This window comes from Salipiger sp. ABF4_146 (assembly GCF_056161345.1).
The window spans coordinates 1-22,232 of sequence record NZ_JBSWYX010000004.1; the positions used below are offsets into that span (position 1 = coordinate 1).

The following is a 22,232-nucleotide window of genomic DNA, read 5'->3' on the forward strand; positions in this document are numbered from 1 at the left end:
CGAAAATCCTCGAGTGATGATCGCATGCCCGGCGCCCGCGCCGGGCAGCTGATCGCGAAAGGGCCGCCCATTGGGCGGCCCTTTTTCGTTGACCGCGGCACCCGCGACGCGCGCGCGCTCGGATCGCGTCTGGACGACGCAATTTGCCGCTGCGGACCCATCGTGAGGGGCTTGCCAAACAGGGCGCTCAGCCGTATATGCGCGCAACGGCCCGTGGGTCGTGAAGGGCGGGGTGATTCCCCGCCTTTTAGGTTCGATGAGGGTGCGGCGATGCGCGTCCATCCTCCTCTCAACCTTAACGCCAAAATAGGACTGTTCGATGAACCAGAACATCCGTATCCGGCTCAAGGCGTTCGATTACCGCGTCCTCGATGCATCGACGCAGGAAATCGTGAACACCGCCAAGCGCACCGGCGCTACGGTTCGCGGCCCGATTCCGCTGCCGAACAAGATTGAGAAATTCACCGTTCTGCGTGGCCCGCACGTGAACAAGAAATCCCGCGATCAGTTCGAGATTCGTACGCACAAGCGTCTTCTCGACATCGTCGATCCGACCCCGCAGACCGTGGACGCGCTGATGAAGCTCGACCTCGCGGCCGGCGTGGATGTCGAGATCAAGGTGTAAGGGGGCAGATCATGTTGCGCTCTGGAGTTATCGCAAAGAAAGTCGGCATGACCCGGCTGTTCATGGAAGACGGCAAGCAGATCCCTGTCACCGTCCTCCAACTCGAAGGTTGCCAGGTCGTCGCACAGCGGACCGCTGACAAGGACGGCTACAGCGCCGTTCAGCTCGGCGCCGGTGCGGCAAAGGCCAAGAACGTGTCGAAGGCCATGCGTGGTCACTTCGCCGCGGCCAAGGTTGAACCGAAGCGGAAGATCGCCGAATTCCGCGTCGACGCAGAGAATCTCATCGCCGTTGGCGAAGAGATCTCGGCAGAGCATTACTTCGAAGGTCAGTTTGTCGACGTTGCCGGCACGACCATCGGTAAGGGCTTTGCTGGTGCAATGAAGCGCCACAACTTCGGTGGTCTTCGTGCATCGCACGGCGTGTCGATCTCGCACCGTTCGCACGGTTCGACCGGTCAGTGTCAGGACCCGGGCAAGGTCTTCAAAGGCAAGAAGATGGCCGGCCACATGGGCGCCGTCCGTGTCACCACGCAGAACCTGCAGGTCGTGAAGACCGATGCCGACCGCGGCATCATCATGATCAAGGGCGCGGTGCCGGGCTCCAAAGGCGGCTGGGTCACCATCAAGGACGCCGTGAAGAAGCCGTTCCCCGAGAACGCTGCTCTGCCGGCTGCCCTGAAATCCGCCGCTGCTCCGGCTGAAGCCGAAGCCGAGAAGAAGGAAGGCGACGAATGAAACTCGACGTGATCAAACTCGACGGCGGTGCCGCGGGCGAAGTCGAGCTGACGGACGCGATCTTTGATCTCGAGCCGCGCGCCGACATTCTGCACCGTGTGGTTCGCTGGCAGCGTAACAAGGCGCAGGCCGGTACGCACAAGGTCAAGACCCGCTCGGAAGTCAGCTACTCGACCAAGAAGATTTATCGCCAGAAGGGCACCGGCGGCGCACGCCACGGCTCCCGCAAGGCGCCGATCTTCCGCAAGGGTGGTATCTACAAGGGTCCGACCCCGCGCAGCCACGGCCATGATCTTCCCAAGAAGGTCCGCGCACTCGGCCTGAAGCTGGCTCTGTCGGCGAAAGCCAAGACCGGCTCGCTCGTGGTGATCGACACCGCGGAGACCGATGGCAAGACCAAGACGCTGGCGGCACAGGTCAAGAGCCTGGGCTGGAAGCGCGCTCTGGTGATCGACGGTGCATCGGTGAACGAGGGCTTTGCCCGCGCCGCCGCGAACATCGACGGTCTGGACGTGCTGCCCTCCGTCGGCGCCAACGTGTATGACATCCTCAAGCGTGACACTCTCGTGCTCACCAAGGCGGGTGTCGAAGCTCTGGAGGCTCGACTGAAATGACCGCTAAGGCACAACACTACGACGTGATCCGCAAGCCGATCATCACCGAGAAATCCACCATGGCCGGCGAGAACGGCACCGTGGTTTTCGAAGTGGCGATCGACTCGACCAAACCGCAAGTCAAAGAGGCCGTCGAGGCGCTCTTCGGCGTGAAGGTGAGATCGGTGAACACCACCATCACCAAAGGTAAGGTCAAGCGTTTCCGCGGCCAGATCGGCAAGCGGAACGACGTCAAGAAGGCCTATGTGACCCTCGAAGAGGGCAACACGATCGACGTGACCACCGGTCTCTGATCGTCGCCTTCGGCACATTCGGGAAAGCCCTCGCGTCTGCGGGGGCTTTTCCAATTCCCGGCTGCATTTCTCGGCCGGGCGGGGGAGGGCGGAAATCGCCCCAAACCCCGGTAAATAAGGGCCTCAAGGCCCTTTGCGGCGGCGGTTGCGCTTGACCTTGATCGACTCTTTGACTAGAGCAGGCCATCCGCTGAGCCCCGGATTCGTCCGGGGCTTCGCTTTTGTTCGAAAGAACAGATCGTCTGGGACCTTCGGGGCCCTCTAAATCGGCCACCTTCGGGGGGCTAAACTCCGGCACACCCGATACGCGGGTGCTGTCGCATTACAACGGAAGACAGAAAGCATGGCACTTAAGTCGTACAAGCCGACGACGCCGGGCCAGCGCGGGCTGGTGCTGATCGACCGTTCGGAGCTGTATAAAGGACGTCCCGTCAAAGCCCTCACCGAGGGCCTGACGAAGTCGGGCGGCCGGAACAACACCGGACGGATCACTGCACGCCGCCGCGGCGGTGGCGCAAAGCGTCTCTATCGCATCGTCGATTTCAAGCGGAACAAATTCGACGTGTCGGCCACCGTGGCCCGCATCGAATATGACCCGAACCGGACTGCGTTCATCGCGCTCGTCCAGTATGACGACGGCGAGCAGGCCTACATCCTGGCCCCGCAGCGCCTCGCCATCGGCGACCGCGTCGTGGCGTCGGCAAAGGCCGACATCAAGCCCGGCAACGCAATGCCCTTCTCGGGCATGCCGATTGGTACCATCGTCCACAACATCGAACTGAAGCCCGGTAAGGGCGGTCAGATCGCACGCGCCGCGGGCACCTACGCTCAGTTCGTCGGCCGTGACGGTGGCTACGCACAGATCCGCCTCTCCTCGGGTGAACTGCGCATGGTTCGTCAGGAATGCATGGCCACCATCGGTGCCGTGTCGAACCCCGACAACTCGAACCAGAACCTTGGTAAAGCCGGTCGTAACCGCCACTACGGCAAGCGTCCGTCCGTCCGCGGCGTCGTGATGAACCCGATCGACCACCCGCACGGTGGTGGTGAGGGTCGTACCTCGGGTGGTCGTCACCCGGTGACCCCGTGGGGCAAGCCGACCAAGGGCAAGCGTACCCGCAACACCAACAAGGCGTCGCAAAAGCTGATCATCCGCTCGCGCCACGCCAAGAAGAAGGGGCGGTAATCCATGACGCGCTCTGTTTGGAAAGGCCCGTTCGTCGACGCCTACGTCCTGAAAAAGGCCGAGAAAGTCCGCGAATCTGGCAAGAACGAAGTCATCAAAATCTGGTCGCGCCGCTCGACGATCCTGCCCCAATTCGTGGGTCTGACGTTTGGCGTCTACAACGGCCAGAAGCATGTTCCCGTGAACGTCTCCGAAGACATGATCGGTCAGAAGTTCGGTGAGTACTCGCCGACTCGGACCTATTACGGTCACGCGGCTGACAAGAAAGCCAAGAGGAAGTAAGCCATGGGCAAGGATAAGAATCCCCGCCGCGTGGCGGACAACGAGGCGATGGCAAAGCTGCGCATGCTGCGCACTTCGCCCCAGAAGCTGAACCTGGTAGCCGCGCTGATCCGCGGTAAGAAGGTCGACCGTGCTCTCACGGACCTCACCTTCTCGAAAAAGCGGATCGCCGTGGACGTGAAGAAATGCCTTCAGTCCGCTATCGCGAACGCCGAGAACAACCACGGTCTGGACGTTGACGAGCTCGTCGTCGCCGAGGCCTATGTGGGCAAGAACCTTGTGATGAAGCGCGGTCGTCCGCGTGCACGTGGCCGCTTTGGTCGCATCAACAAGCCGTTCTCGGAACTCACCATCAAGGTGCGTCAGGTCGAGGAGCAAGCCTAATGGGTAACAAGACCAATCCGATCGGCATGCGCCTCCAGGTCAACCGCACCTGGGACAGCCGCTGGTACGCCGACACCAAGGACTATGGTGATCTGCTTCTGGAAGACATCGCGATCCGCGAATTCCTCCACGAAGAGTGCAAGCAGGCGGGTGTTGCCCGCATCATCATCGAGCGTCCGCACAAAAAGTGCCGCGTCACGATCCACACCGCACGCCCCGGCGTCATCATCGGCAAGAAAGGCGCGGACATCGAAGTTCTGCGCAAGAAGCTGGCGAAGATGACCGACAGCGAGCTGCACCTCAACATCGTTGAAGTGCGCAAGCCCGAGCTCGACGCCCGCCTCGTGGGTGAGAGCATCGCGCAGCAGCTTGAGCGTCGTGTGTCGTTCCGTCGTGCGATGAAGCGTGCCGTGCAGAACGCCATGCGTATGGGCGCCCTGGGTATCCGGGTGAACGTCGCTGGTCGTCTGGGTGGTGCCGAGATCGCACGTACCGAGTGGTATCGCGAAGGCCGTGTGCCCCTGCACACCCTGCGCGCCGACATCGATTACTCGCACGTCGAAGCAACGACCCCCTATGGTATCATCGGGATCAAGGTCTGGATCTTCAAAGGCGAGATCATGGAGCATGACCCCGCAGCCCGCGATCGTAAGTCGCAGGAACTGCAAGATGGTCCGGCTCCGCGCGGCGCCATGGGCGGCCGTCGCTGAGGAGGTTTGAGAAATGCTTCAACCGAAACGCACTAAATTCCGGAAGATGTTCAAAGGCCGCATCAAAGGTGAGGCCAAAGGCGGTTCCGACCTGAACTTCGGCCACTACGGCCTGAAGGCACTTCAGCCCGAGCGTGTGACGGCTCGTCAGATCGAAGCGGCTCGCCGCGCGATGACGCGTCACATGAAGCGTCAGGGCCGGGTCTGGATCCGTATCTTCCCGGACACCCCCGTGACCTCCAAACCCACCGAAGTCCGGATGGGTAAGGGTAAAGGTTCCGTGGATTTCTGGGCCTGCAAAGTGAAGCCGGGCCGCGTGATGTTCGAGATCGATGGCGTCTCCGAGGAAGTGGCGCGCGAAGCGCTGCGTCTGGCGGCGATGAAACTGCCGATCAAGTCGCGCGTCGTGGTTCGCGAGGACTGGTAATCCCTTCGGGATGACCGCATGACAAAGGCCCCCGCCGAGCGATCGGCGGGGGCTTTCCGTTTCATTCCCGCGCGGGGCAGGAGGGCCTGCGTCGCGCCGCTCGACAGAGGACCGCGCCATGGCCCAGATCCGTTCCCTCTTTGCGACCCGTCTCTACCGCGCCCGCCTGTCGGAGTTCGATCCGGCGGTCGACGCCGATGAGCTTGAGGGCTCGTGTTATTCCATCGCCGAAGACGACGAGGCAGGGCAGGAGTGGTGCGAGAACAACGGCTATCCGGGCTACACGTCCTATGCCTCGCTGACCGACCTGCCGTGGCGCTTTCCGATCTTCGGTGATCTGGTGAAGGCGCTGGACGCGCATGTGGCGGCCTTTGCCGAGGATCTCGAGTTCGACCTTGGGGACAAGCAGCTCGTGCTGGAGGATCTGTGGATCAACATTCTGCCCGAGGGCGGCACCCACGGCTCGCACATCCACCCGCACTCGGTGATCTCGGGCACGACCTATGTGGCGATGCCCGACGGCGCCAGCGCGCTGAAGCTGGAAGACCCGCGGCTGCCGATGATGATGGCCGCACCGACCCGCCGCAAAGGCTGCCGCGAGGAACTCGAGAGCTTTGTCTACGAGGCACCGGTGGTGGGCGATGTGCTGCTCTGGGAAAGTTGGCTGCGGCACGAGGTGCCGATGAACATGTCCGAAGACGAACGCATCTCGGTGAGCTTCAACTACAAGTGGGAGTGACCTGAACCGGCACCTCCACCACTGCTGGGGCCGGTGCGTCGGCCCCGGGAAATGACAACCCAGCCATGCGCGCGGGCCCTTGTTTTACAGGGTTGTCACGATCGAGATTCTGGCCTATATCGCGCGCTCATCCACCTCCACCGGGAATCAGGGTGACCCGCATAACGACGGGGCTCTCCGGTGATGTTGAAACGAAGGAGCGACCATATGGACGCCAAAGAACTTGCGAACAAGACCCCGGATCAGCTCCGGGACGAGCTCGTCGCGCTGAAGAAGGAAGCGTTCAACCTGCGCTTCCAGAAAGCCACCGGCGCTCTCGAGAACACCGCACGCATCCGTCAGGTGCGCCGCGACGTTGCCCGCGTCAACACCGTGCTGAACCAAAAAGCCGCTGGCGCGGCCGCAACCGAGTAAGGGAGGCTAAGTAATGCCCAAGCGTATCCTGCAAGGCACCGTGACCTCCACGGCAAACGCACAGACCGTCACCGTTTCGGTCGAGCGTCGCTTCAAGCACCCGGTCATGCAAAAGACCGTTCGTAAGTCGAAGAAATACCGTGCCCATGACGAGGCCGGGAAATTCGCCGTTGGCGATACGGTCCGCATCATCGAATGCGCGCCCAAGTCGAAGACGAAGCGCTGGGAAGTCATCGCGGAATAAGCGTCTCGCCTCGGCCTAACGGTCGGGGCCTGCGCTTTTCCTGCGATGGTGCCCAGCATCATCGAAACCCTGGGGGGTAGACCAAGAACAACCCCCAAAGGTCGGGAGAAACCAAATGATCCAGATGCAGACCAATCTGGATGTCGCTGACAATTCCGGTGCCCGGAAAGTTCAGTGCATCAAGGTCCTCGGCGGCTCGCATCGCCGCTACGCATCGGTCGGCGACATCATCGTCGTCTCGGTGAAAGAGGCCATTCCGCGCGGTCGCGTGAAAAAGGGTGACGTCCGCAAGGCCGTCGTCGTGCGCACCGCCAAGGAAGTTCGTCGTGAAGATGGCACGTCGATCCGCTTCGACCGCAACGCAGCTGTCATCCTGAACAACTCGGGCGAGCCGGTCGGCACCCGTATTTTCGGGCCGGTGGTTCGCGAACTGCGTGCGAAGAACTTCATGAAGATCATCTCGCTCGCTCCGGAGGTGCTGTAATGGCTGCTAAACTCCGCAAAGGTGACAACGTCATCGTCCTGTCCGGCAAGGACAAGGGCAAGACCGGCACCATCGAGTCCGTTGATCCCAAGGCTGGCAAGGCAGTTGTCGGCGGCGTGAACATGGCCGTCCGTCACCAGCGTCAGAGCCAGACCGAGCAGGGCGGCCGCACGCCGAAGGCGATGCCGATCGACCTGTCGAACCTGGCGATCGTCGATGCCAACGGCAAGGCAACCCGCGTCGGCTTCCGCATGGAAGGTGACAAGAAGGTCCGCTTCGCCAAGACCACGGGAGACGTGATCGATGCTTGATACCGCGACCTACATGCCGCGTCTCAAGACGCAGTACCGCGACACGATCAAAGCTGCTCTGAAAGAAGAGTTCGGCTACAAAAACGACATGCAGATCCCTGCTGTCGACAAGATCGTGCTGAACATCGGCTGCGGTGCAGAAGCCGTGCGCGACTCCAAGAAGGCGAAATCGGCTCAGGAAGACCTGACCAAGATCGCCGGTCAGCTGGCCGTCACCACCAAGGCAAAGAAGTCGATCGCCGGCTTCCGCGTCCGTGAAGACATGCCGCTTGGCGCCAAGGTCACGCTGCGTGGTGACCGGATGTACGACTTCCTCGATCGCCTGATCAACATTGCGATGCCGCGTATCCGCGACTTCCGTGGTGTGAAGCCGTCGTTCGACGGTCGTGGCAACTTTGCCATGGGCGTCAAGGAGCACATCGTTTTCCCCGAGATCGAATTCGACAAGGTCGATGAGGTTTGGGGTCTGGACGTGATCATCACCACCACCGCCGCAACCGACGCGGAAGCCAAGGCGCTGTTGAAGCATTTCAACATGCCCTTCAACGCCTGAGGAGCGAGACACATGGCTAAAAAATCCATGATCGAACGCGAAAAGAAGCGTCAGAAGCTGGTGGAACAGTATGCCGCCAAGCGTGCCGCTCTGAAAGAGATCGCGAACGACGAAACCAAGCCGATGGAAGAGCGTTTCAAGGCCCGCCTTGATCTGGCAAAACTGCCGCGCAACTCCTCGCCGACCCGTCTGCACAACCGTTGTCAGCTGACCGGTCGTCCGCACGCGTATTACCGGAAGCTCAAGGTCAGCCGTATCGCCCTGCGCGAACTCGGCTCGAACGGCCTGGCCCCCGGTCTCGTGAAATCGAGCTGGTAAGGAGGGTATGAGATGAACGATCCTATCGGCGATATGCTCACCCGTATCCGTAACTCCCAGATGCGCGGCAAGTCGGTCGTTTCGACCCCGGCTTCTAAACTGCGCGCTTGGGTTCTCGACGTGCTGGCGGACGAAGGTTTCATCCGCGGCTACGAGAAGGGCACCGACGCAAGCGGTCACCCGACGCTCGAGATCAGCCTGAAGTACTTCGACGGCACCCCCGTCATCCGCGAACTGAAGCGGGTGTCGAAGCCGGGCCGCCGTGTGTACATGGGCGTGAGCGACATCCCGCAGGTCCGTCAGGGCCTGGGTGTCTCCATTGTCAGCACGCCCAAAGGCGTGATGTCGGACGCAAACGCCCGCGCTGCCAATGTCGGCGGCGAGGTGCTCTGCACGGTATTCTAAGGAGGGACTCATGTCTCGTATTGGGAAAAAGCCGGTCGAGCTGCCGTCGGGTGTCTCCGCATCCGTCACTGGCCAGACCGTGGAAGTGAAGGGCCCGAAAGGGACCCAGACCTTCAACGCCACCGACGATGTGACGATCACCGTCGAGGACGCCACCATCACCGTTGCGCCGCGCGGCAACTCGAAGCGCGCGCGTCAGCAGTGGGGCATGTCCCGCACCGTGGTCGCGAACATGGTTCACGGCGTTCAGGACAGCTTCAAGAAAGAGCTTGAAATCCAAGGTGTGGGTTACCGCGCCGCGGTTCAGGGCTCGGTTCTGAAGCTGAACCTCGGCTACAGCCACGATGTGAACTTCGACATCCCGCAAGGCATCACGGTCACCACGCCGAAGCCGACCGAGATCGTGATCGAAGGTCATGACGCACAGCAGGTTGGTCAGGTTGCGGCGAACATCCGCGACTGGCGCCGCCCCGAGCCCTACAAAGGCAAGGGTATTCGCTACAAAGGCGAATACATCTTCGCCAAGGAAGGCAAGAAGAAGTAAGGACGCAGAAAATGGCACTCAGCAAACGGGAACTGTTCCTCAAGCGCCGCCTGCGCGTCCGGAACAAGCTTCGCAAGACGAACGCAGGTCGCGTGCGTCTTACGGTTCACCGCTCGAACAAGAACATCAGCGTTCAGCTGATCGACGACATTCGCGGCGTGACCCTGGCGTCGGCCTCCACCATGGAGAAAGACCTGGGCGTGACCGGCAACGGCGCAAACGTCGATGCGGCTCAGAAGGTGGGCGCGGCTATCGCCGAGCGCGCCAAGAAGGCCGGCATCGAAGAAGCTTACTTCGACCGCGGTGGCTTCCTGTATCACGGTCGCGTCAAGGCTCTGGCCGACGCAGCCCGCGAAGCAGGCCTGAAAATCTGATCAGCGCGGCGGGCTCGCCCGCCGCAGGATCGACAGTGGCAAGGCGGGCCTGTCCCGCCTTGCGCTTTTGCAGGTGGAAACACCTCGATGATCCGGGATCGCCCGCCCTTCGGCGCAGCGATCACCTGGATTGGACAAATCGGTGCCGATGCGGCACGGGCCCCGGCCTGCACCGCCACGCGCCAACCTGAGAAAAGGATGCCAGATGGCAGAACGTGAGAACCGCCGGAACCGTCGCGACCGCGACGAAGCTCCGGAATTCGCCGATCGCCTTGTTGCGATCAACCGTGTGTCGAAGACCGTTAAAGGCGGTAAGCGTTTCGGCTTTGCCGCGCTCGTCGTCGTCGGCGACCAGAAGGGCCGCGTTGGCTTTGGCAAGGGTAAGGCCAAGGAGGTCCCCGAGGCCATCCGTAAGGCCACCGAGCAAGCCAAGCGCAAGATGATTCGTGTGCCGCTGCGCGAAGGCCGCACGCTGCACCACGACATCGAAGGCCGTCACGGCGCTGGCCGTGTGGTGATGCGCACCGCACCGACCGGTACCGGGATCATCGCTGGTGGTCCGATGCGTGCCGTGTTCGAGATGCTCGGCGTGCACGACGTGGTCGCCAAGTCGATCGGTTCGCAGAACCCCTACAACATGATCCGCGCCACTCTGAACGCGCTGGAGCGGGTGAACTCGCCTCGCAACGTCGCACAGCGTCGTGGCAAGAAGGTCGCCGACATCCTCCCGAAGCGTGACGAAGCCCCCGCGGAATCGTCGCAAGTGGCTGAGGAGGCCTGAGACCAATGGCGAAAACCATCGTTGTGAAGCAGATCGGCTCGCCGATCCGTCGCCCCGCCGTGCAGCGCCAGACGCTGATCGGCCTGGGCCTGAACAAGATGAACAAAACCCGCGAGCTTGAGGACACCCCCGCCGTGCGCGGCATGGTCCGCAAGATCCCGCACCTGGTTGAGATCATCGAAGAGCGCGGCTGAGCCGTCTCTCTTTGCCAATCTCGGAAGCGCCCCGGACCTCATGCCGGGGCGTTTTCTTTTGGGCGCCTGCCTTGTGGGGCAGGGGCCTCCGGCCTTCAAACAGCATCGCGAGGACCTTCGAAGGCTGCTGGCGGTAACCAAATCGCAACACTTCCCAAGCGACACTTCGACCGGGGACCAGCGCGCGCCGGTCTGCACTCTTGCACCGCACAAGCTCGGGCGCTATACGCCCACGGTGGCCGGGTTCTTTGAATCCGATCCACTGATTCCGAAAACATGCATGCCGCGTTTGCTCCATCCGTCGCTGGGGGGCACATCCGGCAAGGAGAAGCGACAATGAAACTGAATGAACTTCGCGACAACGAAGGCGCAGCACGCTCGAAAAAGCGCATCGGCCGTGGCCCGGGTTCGGGCAAAGGCAAGATGGGTGGCCGTGGTATCAAAGGCCAGAAATCGCGTTCGGGTGTGGCCATCAACGGCTACGAAGGCGGCCAGATGCCGCTCTACCAGCGTCTTCCCAAGCGTGGCTTCAACAAGCCGAACCGGAAGTCCTACGCCGTGGTCAACCTCGGCCTGATCCAGAAATTCGTCGAAGCCGGCAAACTCGAAGCGGGCTCGATCAACGAAGACACGCTGGTGACCTCCGGCCTCGTGCGCCGCAAGCTCGACGGCATCCGCGTTCTGGCGAAGGGTGAGGTCACCTCGGCCCTGACCATCGACGTCACCGGTGCTTCGAAAGCCGCTGTCGAGGCGGTCGAGAAGGCAGGTGGCGCGCTCAAGACCGCAGCCGCGGCTGAATAAGCGGGTTGTGAGCGGCCGTTGTGCCGCTTACATAAGGCCCCACGTTTTCCACGAACGCCGCCGGAGCCGGAAAGCGCCCCGGCGGCGTTTCGTCTGAGAGAGGACCCTCATGGCATCCGCTGTGGAACAAATGGCCGCCAACACCAGCTGGGCGGCGCTTGGCAAGGCGACGGACCTTCGCAACCGCATCTTCTTCACGTTGGGGCTGCTGATCGTCTATCGTCTCGGCACCTATATCCCCGTTCCGGGCATTGACGGCGCAGCGCTGCGCCAGTTCATGGAACAGGCCGGACAGGGCATCGGCGGCATGGTTTCCATGTTCACCGGCGGCGCGCTGGGACGGATGGGCATCTTCGCCCTCGGCATCATGCCCTATATCTCTGCCTCGATTATCGTTCAGCTGCTGACGGCCATGGTGCCGGCGCTTGAACAGCTGAAGAAAGAGGGCGAGCAGGGCCGCAAGAAGATCAACCAGTACACCCGCTACGGTACGGTCGCTCTGGCGCTGTTCCAGGCCTACGGCCTTGCGGTGAGTCTCGAGGCGGGCGATCTCGCTCATGATCCGGGCTGGTACTTCCGCACAGCCGTGGTGATCACCCTCGTGGGCGGCACCATGTTCCTGATGTGGCTGGGCGAGCAGATCACCGCCCGCGGCATCGGCAACGGTATCTCTCTCATCATTTTCGTCGGCATCATCGCCGAGATCCCCGCCGCGCTGGCGCAGTTCTTCGCCTCGGGCCGCTCGGGTGCCATTTCGCCCGCGCTGATAATCGGGGTGATGGTCATGGTCGTCGCGGTGATCATGTTCGTGGTGTTCATGGAACGCGCCCTGCGCAAGATCACCATCCAGTACCCGCGCCGTCAGGTCGGGATGCGGATGACCGAGGCGCAGCAGTCGCACCTGCCGGTCAAGGTGAACCCGGCGGGCGTGATCCCGGCGATCTTCGCCAGCTCGCTGCTGCTTCTGCCGACCACGATCGCGACCTTCAGCCAGACGGGCTCCACTGGCCCGGTCATGTCGACGATCCTCGCCTACTTTGGCCCGGGTCAGCCGCTGTACCTGCTGTTCTTCGCGGCCATGATCATCTTCTTCGCGTATTTCTACACGTTCAACGTGTCGTTCAAACCCGACGAAGTGGCCGACAACCTCAAGAACCAGAACGGTTTCATTCCGGGTATCCGCCCGGGCAAGAAGACCGCAGACCACCTCGAATACGTGGTCAACCGCGTGCTGGTGCTGGGCGCTGCCTATCTCACGGCCGTCTGCCTGCTGCCCGAGGTCCTGCGCTCGCAGTTCGCCATCCCGTTCTACTTCGGCGGCACCTCTGTGCTGATCGTTGTGTCGGTGACGATGGACACGATCCAGCAGGTCCAAAGCCACCTGCTCGCACATCAATACGAAGGTCTTATCCAGAAATCGCAGCTGCGTGGTAAGGGTAAGGCACGCAAACGGAAGGGACCCGCACGGCGATGAACATCATTCTTCTTGGACCGCCCGGCGCAGGCAAAGGCACTCAGGCCAGAATCCTCGTGGACGAGCGTGGCATGATCCAGCTGTCGACTGGCGACATGCTGCGCGAGGCCAAGGACAGTGGCACCGAGATGGGCAAGAAGGTCGCTGACGTGATGGCACGTGGCGAACTCGTCACCGACGAGATCGTCATTGGCCTGATCCGCGAAAAGCTCGAGGCGAACCCGACCGCCGGCTATATCTTCGACGGTTTCCCGCGCACGCTGAAGCAGGCGGATGCGCTGGCAGAGCTTCTTGAAGAGCAAGGGCAGACGCTGGACCGTGTGGTCGAACTGCGGGTGAACGACGATGCGCTGGTGGAGCGGATCACCGCCCGCTCGACCTGCGGCTCCTGCGGTGAGGTATACAACGACCTCACCAAGCCAATCCCGGCGGATGGCAAGTGTTCCAACTGCGGGGGCACCGAGTTCAAGCGTCGGGCCGACGACAATGCGCAGGCGCTGCAGAAGCGACTGATGGAATACTACAAGCAGACCTCGCCGCTGATCGGCTATTACTACGCCAAGGGTCAGCACACCCGTGTGGATGGTCTGGGCGAGATCGGCGACGTCAAAGCCGCGATCGCGTCCAAGCTCGACTGAGCCGTTTCTTCTCCGGGCCGGCACTTCGCTCTGACGAAGGCGGCCCGGGGAGTCCCGCCGAAAAGGGCGCAAGCGCCCCCAATGTGTCCACCGCCTCAGGCGGCTCCGGCGATCTCTCGGACACGGCTGAAGGCAACCGACAGGTTTCGCCCTTCGCCCGCGTAAAGCCTCGACAAGTACCTGCGATCCTGCGCCGACATCGCGCCGTAGGCCATCGACCAGTCCGGGAACATGCGGGTAGGGATGTGCCTGTTGATCCGTTCGACCACCGAAAAGTGGCGGTGGTCCTCGCGAATCTCCTCGAACAGGCCCCGCACGGTGCTGCGCGCCCCTTCGAGCACTTGGCAAAACCCATCTTCCTCGCGCAGCAGACAGCCGGTCACCCCAAGCAGCAGATTGCGGTCGATCGCCTTGGTCATGATGTCCACATCGGATGTGTGACGCTGCGGAAACAGTGAGCGGCTCGTGTAGAGCAATTGGTAAATCATTGATCTCCCAGTCCTGCGCAGGGTTGCGCGACGCAAATCGAGAGGGCAGGGTGCCTACCGAGGGTTTGGGGAAGGGTTGTCGTGACCTGCATGAGACTGTAAACGATGGGGATCGAGAATGGTTCCCGAATGGGGCTTGACGCTCCTTACGAATCCTCATACCCACTCCCATCTCTAATCGAGACTCAGTTTGCGAGCCGGGCCGCGCCTGTCTTGCAGATCACCTCATCAGCGGAAAGCCCGGCGGCGCCTGCGTGCCTCGGGCTGATGTTGTGAAAAAAGGTTCTGGAGCTACGGAACCGCAACGAAAGGAATAGACACTTGGCACGTATTGCCGGCGTTAACATCCCGACCCACAAACGGGTGCCGATCGCCCTGACCTACATCACCGGTATCGGCGACACCTCCGCCAAAGCCATCTGTGACGCCGTGAACATCGACGTGACCCGTCGCGTGAACGAGCTGTCGGACGCCGAAGTTCTGGCGATCCGCGAGCACATCGACGCAAACTTCACCGTCGAAGGCGACCTCCGCCGTGAGACGCAGATGAACGTCAAGCGCCTGATGGACCTTGGCTGCTACCGTGGCCTGCGGCACCGTCGCAACCTCCCCGTCCGCGGTCAGCGGACCCACACCAACGCTCGCACGCGTAAGGGCCCCGCAAAGCCCATCGCTGGCAAGAAGAAATAAGGGAGGCTGACCAATGGCACGTGATACCCGTCGCGGAGGCAAGAAGAAGGTCTCCAAGAACATCGCCGCAGGCGTGGCGCATGTTAACTCCTCGTTCAACAACACCAAGATCCTGATCTCGGACGTGCAAGGCAATGCGATCTCCTGGTCGTCCGCTGGCACCATGGGCTTCAAGGGCTCGCGTAAGTCGACCCCTTATGCTGCTCAGCTCGCCGCCGAAGATGCTGGCCGCAAGGCGCAGGAACATGGTGTGAAGACGCTGGAAGTCGAAGTTCAGGGCCCCGGTTCGGGTCGTGAATCGGCTCTGCGCGCTCTGGCTGCCGCGGGCTTCAACATCACGTCGATCCGCGACGTGACGCCGATTGCTCACAACGGTTGCCGTCCGCCGAAGCGTCGTCGCGTCTGATCGGACTTACTTATGAGGTGGGGCCTCGCCTTGTGCGCGGGGCCCTGCCTTCGTCATTTCAACCTCGGGCGTCCGCGCCTTTGGACATGGGGCACGGACTGGAATGGAGGGACGCATGATCCACAAGAACTGGGCTGAACTTATCAAGCCGACCCAGCTGGAGGTTCGCCCCGGCGCCGATCCTACCCGCGTTGCGACCCTCGTCGCAGAACCGCTCGAGCGTGGCTTCGGCCTGACCCTCGGCAACGCGCTGCGTCGGGTCCTGTTGTCGAGCCTTCAGGGCGCGGCAATCACCTCTGTGCAGATCGACAACGTGCTGCACGAGTTCTCGTCGGTTGCCGGCGTGCGGGAAGATGTCACCGACATCATCCTGAACCTCAAGGGTGTGGCTCTCCGCATGGAAGTCGAAGGCCCGAAGCGTCTTAGCCTGACCGCAAAAGGTCCGGGCGTGGTAACCGCGGCGGACATCGCCGAAACCGCGGGCATCGACGTGCTGAACAAGGATCACGTGATCTGCCACCTCGACGAGGGCGCGGACTTCTACGTGGAACTGACCGTCAACACCGGCAAGGGCTACGTCTCGGCTGACAAGAACAAGCCCGAAGACGCCCCCATCGGCCTGATCCCGATCGATGCGATCTACTCGCCGGTCAAGAAGGTCGCCTACGACGTGCAGCCGACCCGTGAAGGTCAGGTTCTGGACTATGACAAGCTGACCATGAAGGTCGAGACCGACGGTTCGGTCACGCCCGAGGACGCGATCGCATTTGCCGCCCGCATCCTGCAGGATCAGCTGTCGATCTTCGTGAACTTCGAAGAGCCCGAATCCGCTGGCCGTCAGGACGACGACGATGGTCTCGAGTTCAACCCGCTTCTGCTGAAGAAAGTGGACGAACTGGAACTGTCCGTGCGTTCGGCGAACTGCCTGAAGAACGACAACATCGTCTACATCGGCGATCTCATCCAGAAGACCGAAGCCGAGATGCTCCGCACCCCGAACTTCGGCCGCAAGTCGCTGAACGAGATCAAAGAAGTGCTGTCGGGCATGGGTCTGCACCTTGGCATGGACGTCGAGGACTGGCCGCCGGACAACATCGAAGATCTGGCGAAGAAGCTGGAAGACCAGTTCTGAGCCAACCGAAGGGCGGGGGAGACCCCGCCTTTCACACAAGGGCATTCCGCCCCAAGGAGAGAGCCCCGCACGCATGGGGTTCCGGACAAAGCAAAACACGTATCTGGAGATAGAAAATGCGTCACGCAAAAGGTTACCGCCGCCTGAACCGTACCCACGAGCACCGCAAGGCGCTGTGGGCAAACATGGCCGGCTCGCTCATCGAGCATGAGCAGATCAAAACCACCCTGCCCAAGGCGAAAGAACTGCGCCGCGTGGTGGAAAAGCTCGTCACCCTCGGCAAGCGCGGCGACGTCCACGCCCGCCGTCAGGCTGCCGCGCAGCTCAAGCAGGACATGCACGTTGCAAAGCTTTTTGACGTGCTTGGCCCGCGCTACGCAGAGCGTCAGGGCGGCTACATCCGCATCCTGAAAGCCGGCTTCCGCTATGGTGACATGGCGCCGATGGCGATCATCGAGTTCGTCGACCGCGACGTCGATGCCAAAGGCGCTGCCGACAAGGCCCGCCTCGAAGCCGAAGAGGCCCTGGCTGACGCCGAATAAGATTTTCTCTCTTCGAGAGACCTGGGCGCTGCCGGCAACGGTGGGGCCCTTTTCTTTTGCGCCGCGCCTTTGGTGGAGCGTGGCGGTGAGTATTTTGGGAAAGATGAAAGCGCGGTCCCAGTGGCGGGCTGCGTATTCGTTGAACAACGAAAACCGGGGTGTGGCGTGAAATTTCGGGCTGGGGGCGCATAACCGCTTGCAGCCGCAGGAAAGCCGAAGCTAGCTGCGGCCCATTGCATTCCCTGCTGGAAGGACAAAGATCATGAGAACCCGTGCAGCCGTGGCGCTGGAAGCCGGCAAACCGCTCGAGATTATGGACGTGGAGCTTGATGGCCCGAAGGCTGGCGAGGTGCTGGTGGAGGTGAAGGCCACCGGCCTGTGCCACACTGACGAGTTCACCCGGTCGGGCGCCGACCCCGAGGGCATCTTCCCGGCCATCCTTGGCCATGAGGGCGCCGGGGTGGTGCTGGAGGTGGGCGAGGGCGTCACCACGTTGCAGCCCGGCGATCACGTCATCCCGCTTTATACCCCCGAGTGCCGCGAGTGTCCGTCGTGCCTGTCGGGCAAGACCAACCTCTGCACCGCGATCCGCAATACCCAAGGGCAGGGGCTGATGCCCGATGGCACCACCCGCTTCAAGATGCTCGATGGCACGCCGATCCATCACTACATGGGCTGCTCCACCTTCGCCAACCACACGGTGATGCCGGAGATCGCGCTGGCCAAGGTGCGCGACGACGCGCCCTTCGACAAGATCTGCTACATCGGCTGCGGCGTCACCACCGGCATCGGCGCGGTGATCAACACCGCGGGCGTCGAGATCGGCTCCACGGCGGCGGTGTTCGGTCTGGGCGGCATTGGCCTCAACGTGATCCAGGGGCTGCGCATGGCCGGTGCCGACATGATCATCGGCGTTGATCTCAATGACGACAAGGCCGAGATGGCCCGCAAGTTCGGCATGACCCATTTCGTGAACCCGTCGAAGGTCGAGGACACCAAGCAGGCGATCATCGATCTGACCAAGACCGAGCGCGACCAGATCGGCGGGGTGGATTACAGCTTCGACGCCACCGGCAACGTGCAGGTGATGCGCGACGCGCTGGAATGCTCGCACCGCGGCTGGGGCGTGTCGGTGATCATCGGCGTGGCGCCGGCCGGGGCCGAAATCAGCACCCGTCCGTTCCAGCTGGTGACGGGCCGAGTCTGGAAGGGCACGGCGTTTGGCGGCGCCAAGGGCCGCACCGATGTGCCGAAGTTCGTCGACTGGTACATGGACGGCAAGATCGAGATCGACCCGATGATCACCCACAAGCTGACCCTCGACGAGATCAACCACGGCTTTGATCTGATGCACGAGGGCAAATCGATCCGCGCGGTCGTCGAGTTCTGAGACCGGCACTGCGCCGCCGGCCCTTGGGCCGAGACGAAAATTCTTCCGGCAGGCGCTTGGCTTGCCGGGAGTCCCGCGCCACCCTATAGCTGCAAGATGCCAGACAGGGGACGGCGGTGATGAGCCTGCGCGACAAGCTGAAGGAACTCTACGAGGGCGGCAGTGACCGGGCGCACCGGTTTCGCTACGCGCTTCTGGCCTTCGATATCTTTACCGTCATCTTCGTCATCGGCACGTCCTTCACCGACCACGGGCGGATTGTAGAGACCATAGACGTCGCCTTTGGCGTGGTGATCCTGACGGATTTTCTCGCGCGGCTTTGGATCGCGCCACGCAAGACCCCGTTTCTGTTCAGCCCCGCGACGGTCGCTGACCTTGTGTCGATGGTGTCGTTCCTTGCGCCGCTGGCGGGCGAAGGGCTTGGCTTCTTGCGGGTGCTGCGCACCTTGCGGCTGCTGCACACCTATCAGCTCAGCAAGCGGTTGCGTGAGGACTTCAAGTTCTTCCGCCAAAACGAGGACGTGCTTGTCGCCGTGGTGAACCTGACGGTCTTCCTCTTCGTTATGACCGGGCTGGTTTATGCGCTGCAGTACCGCAGCAATGACGACATCAACAATTACGCCGACGCGCTCTATTTCACTGTGACGACGCTGACCACCACCGGCTATGGCGACATCACGCTCGACGGCTCGTGGGGGCGGGTGATCTCGGTGGTGGTGATGATCTGCGGTGTCACCCTGTTCCTGCGGCTCGCGCAGGTTCTGTTCCGCCCGATCAAGGTGAAGAAGACCTGTACAACCTGCGGGCTGCGCCTGCATGACGCCGACGCGATCCACTGCAAGCATTGCGGTGAGGTCATCCATATCGAGACCGAAGGGCAGAATTGATGAGCGAGACGCTGGAGGTGCGCCCCTACGCGACCGAAGACGCCGAGGCGCTTTGGCAGATGCTGGAGCCGGTGTTTCGCGCCGGTGACACCTATGCCATCGATCCCGATATCACGCGCGAGGCGGCGATCGCCTATTGGACGGGCCCGGAACGCCGGGTCTTTGTGATGACCGACGGGGCGCGCCTGCTGGGCACCTATTATATCGTGCGCAACCAGAAGGGTGGCGGGTCGCATGTGTGCAACTGTGGCTATGTCACTGCGGCAGATGCGCGGGGCAAGGGGATCGCGCGCAAGATGCTCGCGCATTCGCTTCAGATCGCGCTGCAGCTGGGCTTCCGGGCGATGCAGTTCAATTTCGTGGTCTCGACCAACACGCGTGCGGTCGAGACCTGGCAGAAGGCGGGCTTCGATATCGTTGGCCGCCTCCCCGGTGCCTTTCATCACCCCGCGCAGGGCGACGTGGATGCGCTGGTCATGTACAAGACGCTTGCGGGCAGTTGAGCCCGCGAAGGAGACAGAAATGCGAGACGACACCCGCCTGCTGGCGGTCCTGATCGACGCCGACAACACCTCACCGAAATACGCCAAGGCGATCTTCGACGAACTGGCCAGTCTGGGCGAGGCCAGCGTGCGCCGCTGCTACGGCGATTTTTCCAGCCAGCAAATGGCGGGCTGGTCGAAGGTCACCGCCGAGTTCGGCCTCGTGCCGCACCACCAGCCGGCCAACACCGTGGGCAAGAACGCCAGCGACATCGCGTTGGTGATCGACGCGATGGACCTGATGCACTCGGGTCGTTTCGACGGCTTTGTGCTGGTCAGTTCCGACAGCGATTTCACCCGGCTTGCCAGCCGCATCCGCGAGCAGGGTCTCGATGTTTACGGCATGGGCATGCAAAAGACGCCGGATGCCTTCCGCAAAGCCTGCAAGCGGTTCATCTTCCTTGAAAACCTCGACAGCGCGCCGGAGAAGGCGGCGGGCATCAAGCCGCAGAAAAGCGGCAGCCTCGAGGATGCGCGCAACCTCATCTTCACCGCGATGGACGCCATCGAGCAAGAGGATGATTGGTACACGCTGGGCCAGCTGGGGCAGTTCATAACCGCGGCCAATCCCGATTTCGACACCCGCAGCTATGGCAAGCGCAAGCTGTCGGATCTGGTGGACGAACTGAAGGTTTTTGAGACCAAGCGCGGGCCCGGCAACCAGTTGCTGGTGCGGCGGCTCGACTGAGCCCGGCGCTCAGACGCCGTAACGGGCAAGGAAGGTGGTCACCGCGCCCTGCACCGTTCGGTCGACCTCGGCGGCGCCGGGGCGGGCGCCGACGCCAAAGATGGTGCGTGTCCAGATGCCGGCCTTGCACAGCTCGATGAATTGGTCGGCGGCGAATTCCAGATCGTCGATGCGCAGCTCACCGCGGGCCGCCGACAATTCCAGATAATCGGTCAGCTTGCTGCGCATGGTCATCGGGCCGCTTTGGTAAAACTGCTGCCCTAGATCGGGGAAGCGGTCGGCCTCGGCGATGCAGATGCGAAAGATGCGCTGCCCGGTGTCCGACAGCACGAATTCGAGGAAGGCGCGCGCGACAGGTGGCAACACCCGCTCGGGCGGCTGCGCCGGGTCGATGGTGGTGGTGGCGCGCTCGGCCTGCATCGCGCACTGCCGGCTGGCCACCTCCATGAACAGAAGTCGCTTGTCGGGGAAATAGCTGTAGAGGGTGGCCTTGGAGACCCCCGCCGTGCGCGCGATCTCGTCGACATTCGCCCCCTCGAACCCGTCTCGGAGAAAGATCGCCCGCGCGCCGTCCAGCACTTGCTCGAACTTCCGCCCGCGGCGCACACCGGCTGTTTCGGTCCTCATCGGGCTGCTCCTTTGTGCACAGCAGCATAAACTGCGCGGTTCAGTTCGGGCAAGCAAGATGCCTGAAGACGTGACAGTCTGCCGCCTTGCTCCGAAGCCGTATTTCTCTAGATTAGAATTATTCTAAACTGCTGAGTCCCGGAGTTCTCCCATGCGTTTCTTCACCCAGCGGCGTCATTTCCGCGACCTGAGCGAGCAGGAGGTGCTCGCGCTGGCAATCTCCTCCGAAGAGGACGATGCCCGTATCTACCGCTCCTATGCAGACAGGCTGCGCACCGATTATCCCGACACGGCCGCGGTCTTCGACGGTATGGCCGAGGAGGAGGATGGCCACCGCCGGGCGTTGATCAACCTGCATCGCATGCGGTTTGGCGAGGTGATTCCGCTGATCCGCCGCGAGCATGTGGCGGGCTTCTACGCCCGGCGCCCGGTGTGGCTGGTGCAAAACCTGTCGCTCGAACGCATCCGCGACGAGGCCGAGGCGATGGAGCGCGACGCCGAACGTTTCTACGTCGAGGCTGCCAAGCGCAGCAGCGACGCGGCAACGCGCAAACTTCTGGGGGATCTGGCGGCGGCGGAGGCCGGCCACGAGGAGCGGGCCGGAGAGCTTGCCACGGCGCATCTGGGCGGTGACGCGCGCGAGAGCGAGGACCGCATGGCGCACCGCCAGTTCGTGCTGACGTGGGTGCAGCCGGGGCTGGCGGGGCTGATGGATGGCTCGGTTTCGACGCTGGCGCCGATTTTCGCCACGGCCTTCGCCACGCAGGACACGTGGACGACCTTTCTGGTCGGCCTCGCCGCCTCGGTCGGGGCGGGCATTTCCATGGGGTTCACCGAGGCTGCGTCGGACGACGGCGAACTGTCGGGGCGTGGCTCGCCGGTCAAGCGCGGCATCGCCTCTGGCGTGATGACCACGCTAGGCGGGCTTGGCCATGCGCTGCCCTATCTCATCCCGCATTTCTGGACGGCGACGATCCTCGCGTGGGTCATCGTGTTCTTCGAACTCTGGGCCATTGCGTGGATTCAGAAGCGCTACATGCAGACTCCCTTCCTGCGCGCCGCGACGCAGGTGGTCCTTGGCGGTGCACTGGTTCTGGCGGCAGGGGTGCTCATCGGCAGCGGCTGAGCCCATGCCGCAGACGCATCTCGGCTGCGCCGCCCGGCCTGCCTCCGGCGGGGATATTTGGGTCTAGACGAAGCCGCAGGCGGGCTCGGGCCTTCGTCTAGACGGAAATATCCCGGGGGAGCCGCGCGCAGCGCGGCGGGGGCAGCGCCCCCGGAACCGCCGATGCCCCGCGATCGCCTCTG

Annotated in this window: 36 protein-coding genes; 33 read left to right on the forward strand and 3 right to left on the reverse strand. The window is 62.5% G+C overall.

The window, feature by feature from the left end:
- Positions 1-333, reverse strand: a 333-nt coding sequence (locus ACXAJT_RS07000) for a hypothetical protein (RefSeq protein WP_475234185.1), incomplete at its 3' end; no start/stop codon positions are given.
- On the opposite strand from ACXAJT_RS07000, the gene rpsJ reads away from it, so the two are divergent.
- From rpsJ to ACXAJT_RS07120, 24 genes are all read left to right on the forward strand, one after another.
- Positions 320-625 carry a 30S ribosomal protein S10 gene (gene rpsJ / locus ACXAJT_RS07005; protein WP_066104052.1) on the forward strand — a complete coding sequence of 102 codons (306 nt, stop codon included), beginning with the start codon at positions 320-322 and terminating at the stop codon, positions 623-625. The two genes, ACXAJT_RS07000 and rpsJ, sit on opposite strands and share 14 nt — an antisense overlap.
- 11 nt (positions 626-636) lie before the next feature.
- Entirely contained in the window at positions 637-1,362 is a 726-nt protein-coding gene (rplC, locus tag ACXAJT_RS07010; protein WP_475234187.1) for a 50S ribosomal protein L3, read from the forward strand.
- Positions 1,359-1,976: a 50S ribosomal protein L4 gene (gene rplD, locus ACXAJT_RS07015; RefSeq protein WP_475234189.1), complete on the forward strand. Its 618-nt coding sequence runs from the start codon at positions 1,359-1,361 to the stop codon at positions 1,974-1,976. Before rplC ends, rplD begins: the two co-directional genes overlap by 4 nt.
- On the forward strand, positions 1,973-2,269 hold the full coding sequence (locus ACXAJT_RS07020; RefSeq protein ID WP_475234190.1) for a 50S ribosomal protein L23: 297 nt from the start codon (positions 1,973-1,975) through the stop codon (positions 2,267-2,269). The genes rplD and ACXAJT_RS07020 overlap by 4 nt, the downstream gene beginning before the upstream one ends.
- Before the next feature lie 343 nt (positions 2,270-2,612).
- Positions 2,613-3,455: a 50S ribosomal protein L2 gene (gene rplB, locus ACXAJT_RS07025; RefSeq protein ID WP_066104062.1), complete on the forward strand. Its 843-nt coding sequence runs from the start codon at positions 2,613-2,615 to the stop codon at positions 3,453-3,455.
- A gap of 3 nt (positions 3,456-3,458) precedes the next feature.
- The gene (rpsS, locus tag ACXAJT_RS07030; protein WP_066104065.1) at positions 3,459-3,737 is read left to right on the forward strand and encodes a 30S ribosomal protein S19; all 279 of its coding nucleotides are present in this window, start codon (positions 3,459-3,461) and stop codon (positions 3,735-3,737) included.
- Between the two features lie 3 nt (positions 3,738-3,740).
- A complete protein-coding gene (rplV, locus tag ACXAJT_RS07035) occupies positions 3,741-4,121 on the forward strand; it encodes a 50S ribosomal protein L22 (protein WP_066104068.1) in 381 nt (126 codons plus the stop codon).
- Positions 4,121-4,831 (forward strand): 30S ribosomal protein S3, encoded by a 711-nt coding sequence (rpsC, locus tag ACXAJT_RS07040; RefSeq protein WP_066104071.1) that lies wholly within the window; start codon positions 4,121-4,123, stop codon positions 4,829-4,831. Before rplV ends, rpsC begins: the two co-directional genes overlap by 1 nt.
- Positions 4,832-4,844: 13 nt before the next feature.
- The gene (gene rplP / locus ACXAJT_RS07045) at positions 4,845-5,258 is read left to right on the forward strand and encodes a 50S ribosomal protein L16 (RefSeq protein WP_475234192.1); all 414 of its coding nucleotides are present in this window, start codon (positions 4,845-4,847) and stop codon (positions 5,256-5,258) included.
- Positions 5,259-5,376: 118 nt separating this feature from the next.
- The gene (locus tag ACXAJT_RS07050) at positions 5,377-5,997 is read left to right on the forward strand and encodes a 2OG-Fe(II) oxygenase family protein (protein WP_475234194.1); all 621 of its coding nucleotides are present in this window, start codon (positions 5,377-5,379) and stop codon (positions 5,995-5,997) included.
- A 207-nt stretch (positions 5,998-6,204) separates the two neighbouring features.
- Positions 6,205-6,411, forward strand: coding sequence for a 50S ribosomal protein L29 (gene rpmC / locus ACXAJT_RS07055; protein ID WP_066104080.1), 207 nt, complete (start codon positions 6,205-6,207; stop codon positions 6,409-6,411).
- A 13-nt stretch (positions 6,412-6,424) separates the two neighbouring features.
- Positions 6,425-6,655 carry a 30S ribosomal protein S17 gene (gene rpsQ, locus ACXAJT_RS07060; RefSeq protein WP_475234196.1) on the forward strand — a complete coding sequence of 77 codons (231 nt, stop codon included), beginning with the start codon at positions 6,425-6,427 and terminating at the stop codon, positions 6,653-6,655.
- Positions 6,656-6,770: 115 nt separating this feature from the next.
- Positions 6,771-7,139, forward strand: coding sequence for a 50S ribosomal protein L14 (gene rplN, locus ACXAJT_RS07065; protein ID WP_005854833.1), 369 nt, complete (start codon positions 6,771-6,773; stop codon positions 7,137-7,139).
- On the forward strand, positions 7,139-7,450 hold the full coding sequence (gene rplX / locus ACXAJT_RS07070) for a 50S ribosomal protein L24 (protein WP_475234198.1): 312 nt from the start codon (positions 7,139-7,141) through the stop codon (positions 7,448-7,450). The genes rplN and rplX overlap by 1 nt, the downstream gene beginning before the upstream one ends.
- Positions 7,443-8,003: a 50S ribosomal protein L5 gene (gene rplE / locus ACXAJT_RS07075; protein ID WP_475234200.1), complete on the forward strand. Its 561-nt coding sequence runs from the start codon at positions 7,443-7,445 to the stop codon at positions 8,001-8,003. The genes rplX and rplE overlap by 8 nt, the downstream gene beginning before the upstream one ends.
- 12 nt (positions 8,004-8,015) lie before the next feature.
- Positions 8,016-8,321: a 30S ribosomal protein S14 gene (gene rpsN, locus ACXAJT_RS07080; protein WP_066104093.1), complete on the forward strand. Its 306-nt coding sequence runs from the start codon at positions 8,016-8,018 to the stop codon at positions 8,319-8,321.
- Between the two features lie 12 nt (positions 8,322-8,333).
- Positions 8,334-8,726: a 30S ribosomal protein S8 gene (rpsH, locus tag ACXAJT_RS07085; protein ID WP_475234202.1), complete on the forward strand. Its 393-nt coding sequence runs from the start codon at positions 8,334-8,336 to the stop codon at positions 8,724-8,726.
- A 10-nt stretch (positions 8,727-8,736) separates the two neighbouring features.
- A complete protein-coding gene (gene rplF / locus ACXAJT_RS07090) occupies positions 8,737-9,270 on the forward strand; it encodes a 50S ribosomal protein L6 (protein WP_475234205.1) in 534 nt (177 codons plus the stop codon).
- An 11-nt stretch (positions 9,271-9,281) separates the two neighbouring features.
- The gene (gene rplR / locus ACXAJT_RS07095) at positions 9,282-9,644 is read left to right on the forward strand and encodes a 50S ribosomal protein L18 (RefSeq protein ID WP_475234207.1); all 363 of its coding nucleotides are present in this window, start codon (positions 9,282-9,284) and stop codon (positions 9,642-9,644) included.
- A gap of 205 nt (positions 9,645-9,849) precedes the next feature.
- Positions 9,850-10,425, forward strand: a complete 576-nt coding sequence (gene rpsE, locus ACXAJT_RS07100; protein ID WP_475234208.1) for a 30S ribosomal protein S5 — start codon at positions 9,850-9,852, stop codon at positions 10,423-10,425.
- Between the two features lie 5 nt (positions 10,426-10,430).
- On the forward strand, positions 10,431-10,619 hold the full coding sequence (gene rpmD, locus ACXAJT_RS07105) for a 50S ribosomal protein L30 (RefSeq protein ID WP_066104107.1): 189 nt from the start codon (positions 10,431-10,433) through the stop codon (positions 10,617-10,619).
- Positions 10,620-10,955: 336 nt separating this feature from the next.
- Complete coding sequence (gene rplO / locus ACXAJT_RS07110; RefSeq protein WP_475234210.1) at positions 10,956-11,420, forward strand: 50S ribosomal protein L15; 465 nt, start codon at positions 10,956-10,958, stop codon at positions 11,418-11,420.
- Between the two features lie 109 nt (positions 11,421-11,529).
- The gene (secY, locus tag ACXAJT_RS07115) at positions 11,530-12,894 is read left to right on the forward strand and encodes a preprotein translocase subunit SecY (protein ID WP_475234212.1); all 1,365 of its coding nucleotides are present in this window, start codon (positions 11,530-11,532) and stop codon (positions 12,892-12,894) included.
- Positions 12,891-13,532 carry an adenylate kinase gene (locus ACXAJT_RS07120; RefSeq protein ID WP_475234213.1) on the forward strand — a complete coding sequence of 214 codons (642 nt, stop codon included), beginning with the start codon at positions 12,891-12,893 and terminating at the stop codon, positions 13,530-13,532. The genes secY and ACXAJT_RS07120 overlap by 4 nt, the downstream gene beginning before the upstream one ends.
- 95 nt (positions 13,533-13,627) lie before the next feature.
- Here ACXAJT_RS07120 and ACXAJT_RS07125 read toward each other — a convergent pair whose 3' ends face one another.
- Positions 13,628-14,020, reverse strand: a complete 393-nt coding sequence (locus tag ACXAJT_RS07125) for a BLUF domain-containing protein (protein WP_475234214.1) — start codon at positions 14,018-14,020, stop codon at positions 13,628-13,630.
- A gap of 321 nt (positions 14,021-14,341) precedes the next feature.
- On the opposite strand from ACXAJT_RS07125, the gene rpsM reads away from it, so the two are divergent.
- The 8 genes from rpsM (at position 14,342) to ACXAJT_RS07165 (ending at position 20,297) form a co-directional block, all read left to right on the forward strand.
- Positions 14,342-14,710, forward strand: a complete 369-nt coding sequence (gene rpsM / locus ACXAJT_RS07130) for a 30S ribosomal protein S13 (protein ID WP_475234215.1) — start codon at positions 14,342-14,344, stop codon at positions 14,708-14,710.
- Positions 14,711-14,723: 13 nt separating this feature from the next.
- Entirely contained in the window at positions 14,724-15,116 is a 393-nt protein-coding gene (gene rpsK / locus ACXAJT_RS07135; protein WP_066104130.1) for a 30S ribosomal protein S11, read from the forward strand.
- A gap of 115 nt (positions 15,117-15,231) precedes the next feature.
- Positions 15,232-16,248 (forward strand): DNA-directed RNA polymerase subunit alpha, encoded by a 1,017-nt coding sequence (locus ACXAJT_RS07140; protein WP_066104134.1) that lies wholly within the window; start codon positions 15,232-15,234, stop codon positions 16,246-16,248.
- 116 nt (positions 16,249-16,364) lie between these two features.
- A complete protein-coding gene (gene rplQ, locus ACXAJT_RS07145; RefSeq protein ID WP_475234217.1) occupies positions 16,365-16,790 on the forward strand; it encodes a 50S ribosomal protein L17 in 426 nt (141 codons plus the stop codon).
- A gap of 262 nt (positions 16,791-17,052) precedes the next feature.
- On the forward strand, positions 17,053-18,180 hold the full coding sequence (locus ACXAJT_RS07150) for an S-(hydroxymethyl)glutathione dehydrogenase/class III alcohol dehydrogenase (RefSeq protein WP_475234219.1): 1,128 nt from the start codon (positions 17,053-17,055) through the stop codon (positions 18,178-18,180).
- A 119-nt stretch (positions 18,181-18,299) separates the two neighbouring features.
- Positions 18,300-19,067, forward strand: a complete 768-nt coding sequence (locus ACXAJT_RS07155) for an ion transporter (RefSeq protein WP_475234220.1) — start codon at positions 18,300-18,302, stop codon at positions 19,065-19,067.
- On the forward strand, positions 19,067-19,570 hold the full coding sequence (locus ACXAJT_RS07160) for an N-acetyltransferase family protein (protein ID WP_475234222.1): 504 nt from the start codon (positions 19,067-19,069) through the stop codon (positions 19,568-19,570). Before ACXAJT_RS07155 ends, ACXAJT_RS07160 begins: the two co-directional genes overlap by 1 nt.
- A 19-nt stretch (positions 19,571-19,589) precedes the next feature.
- Positions 19,590-20,297 (forward strand): NYN domain-containing protein, encoded by a 708-nt coding sequence (locus ACXAJT_RS07165; protein ID WP_475234223.1) that lies wholly within the window; start codon positions 19,590-19,592, stop codon positions 20,295-20,297.
- A 9-nt stretch (positions 20,298-20,306) separates the two neighbouring features.
- Here the strand turns inward: ACXAJT_RS07165 and ACXAJT_RS07170 are convergent, their stop codons facing one another.
- Positions 20,307-20,924 (reverse strand): TetR/AcrR family transcriptional regulator, encoded by a 618-nt coding sequence (locus ACXAJT_RS07170; protein WP_475234225.1) that lies wholly within the window; start codon positions 20,922-20,924, stop codon positions 20,307-20,309.
- Positions 20,925-21,075: 151 nt separating this feature from the next.
- Between ACXAJT_RS07170 and mbfA the strand changes: the two genes are divergently transcribed.
- The gene (gene mbfA / locus ACXAJT_RS07175; protein ID WP_475234227.1) at positions 21,076-22,050 is read left to right on the forward strand and encodes an iron exporter MbfA; all 975 of its coding nucleotides are present in this window, start codon (positions 21,076-21,078) and stop codon (positions 22,048-22,050) included.
- Positions 22,051-22,232: the final 182 nt, after the last annotated feature.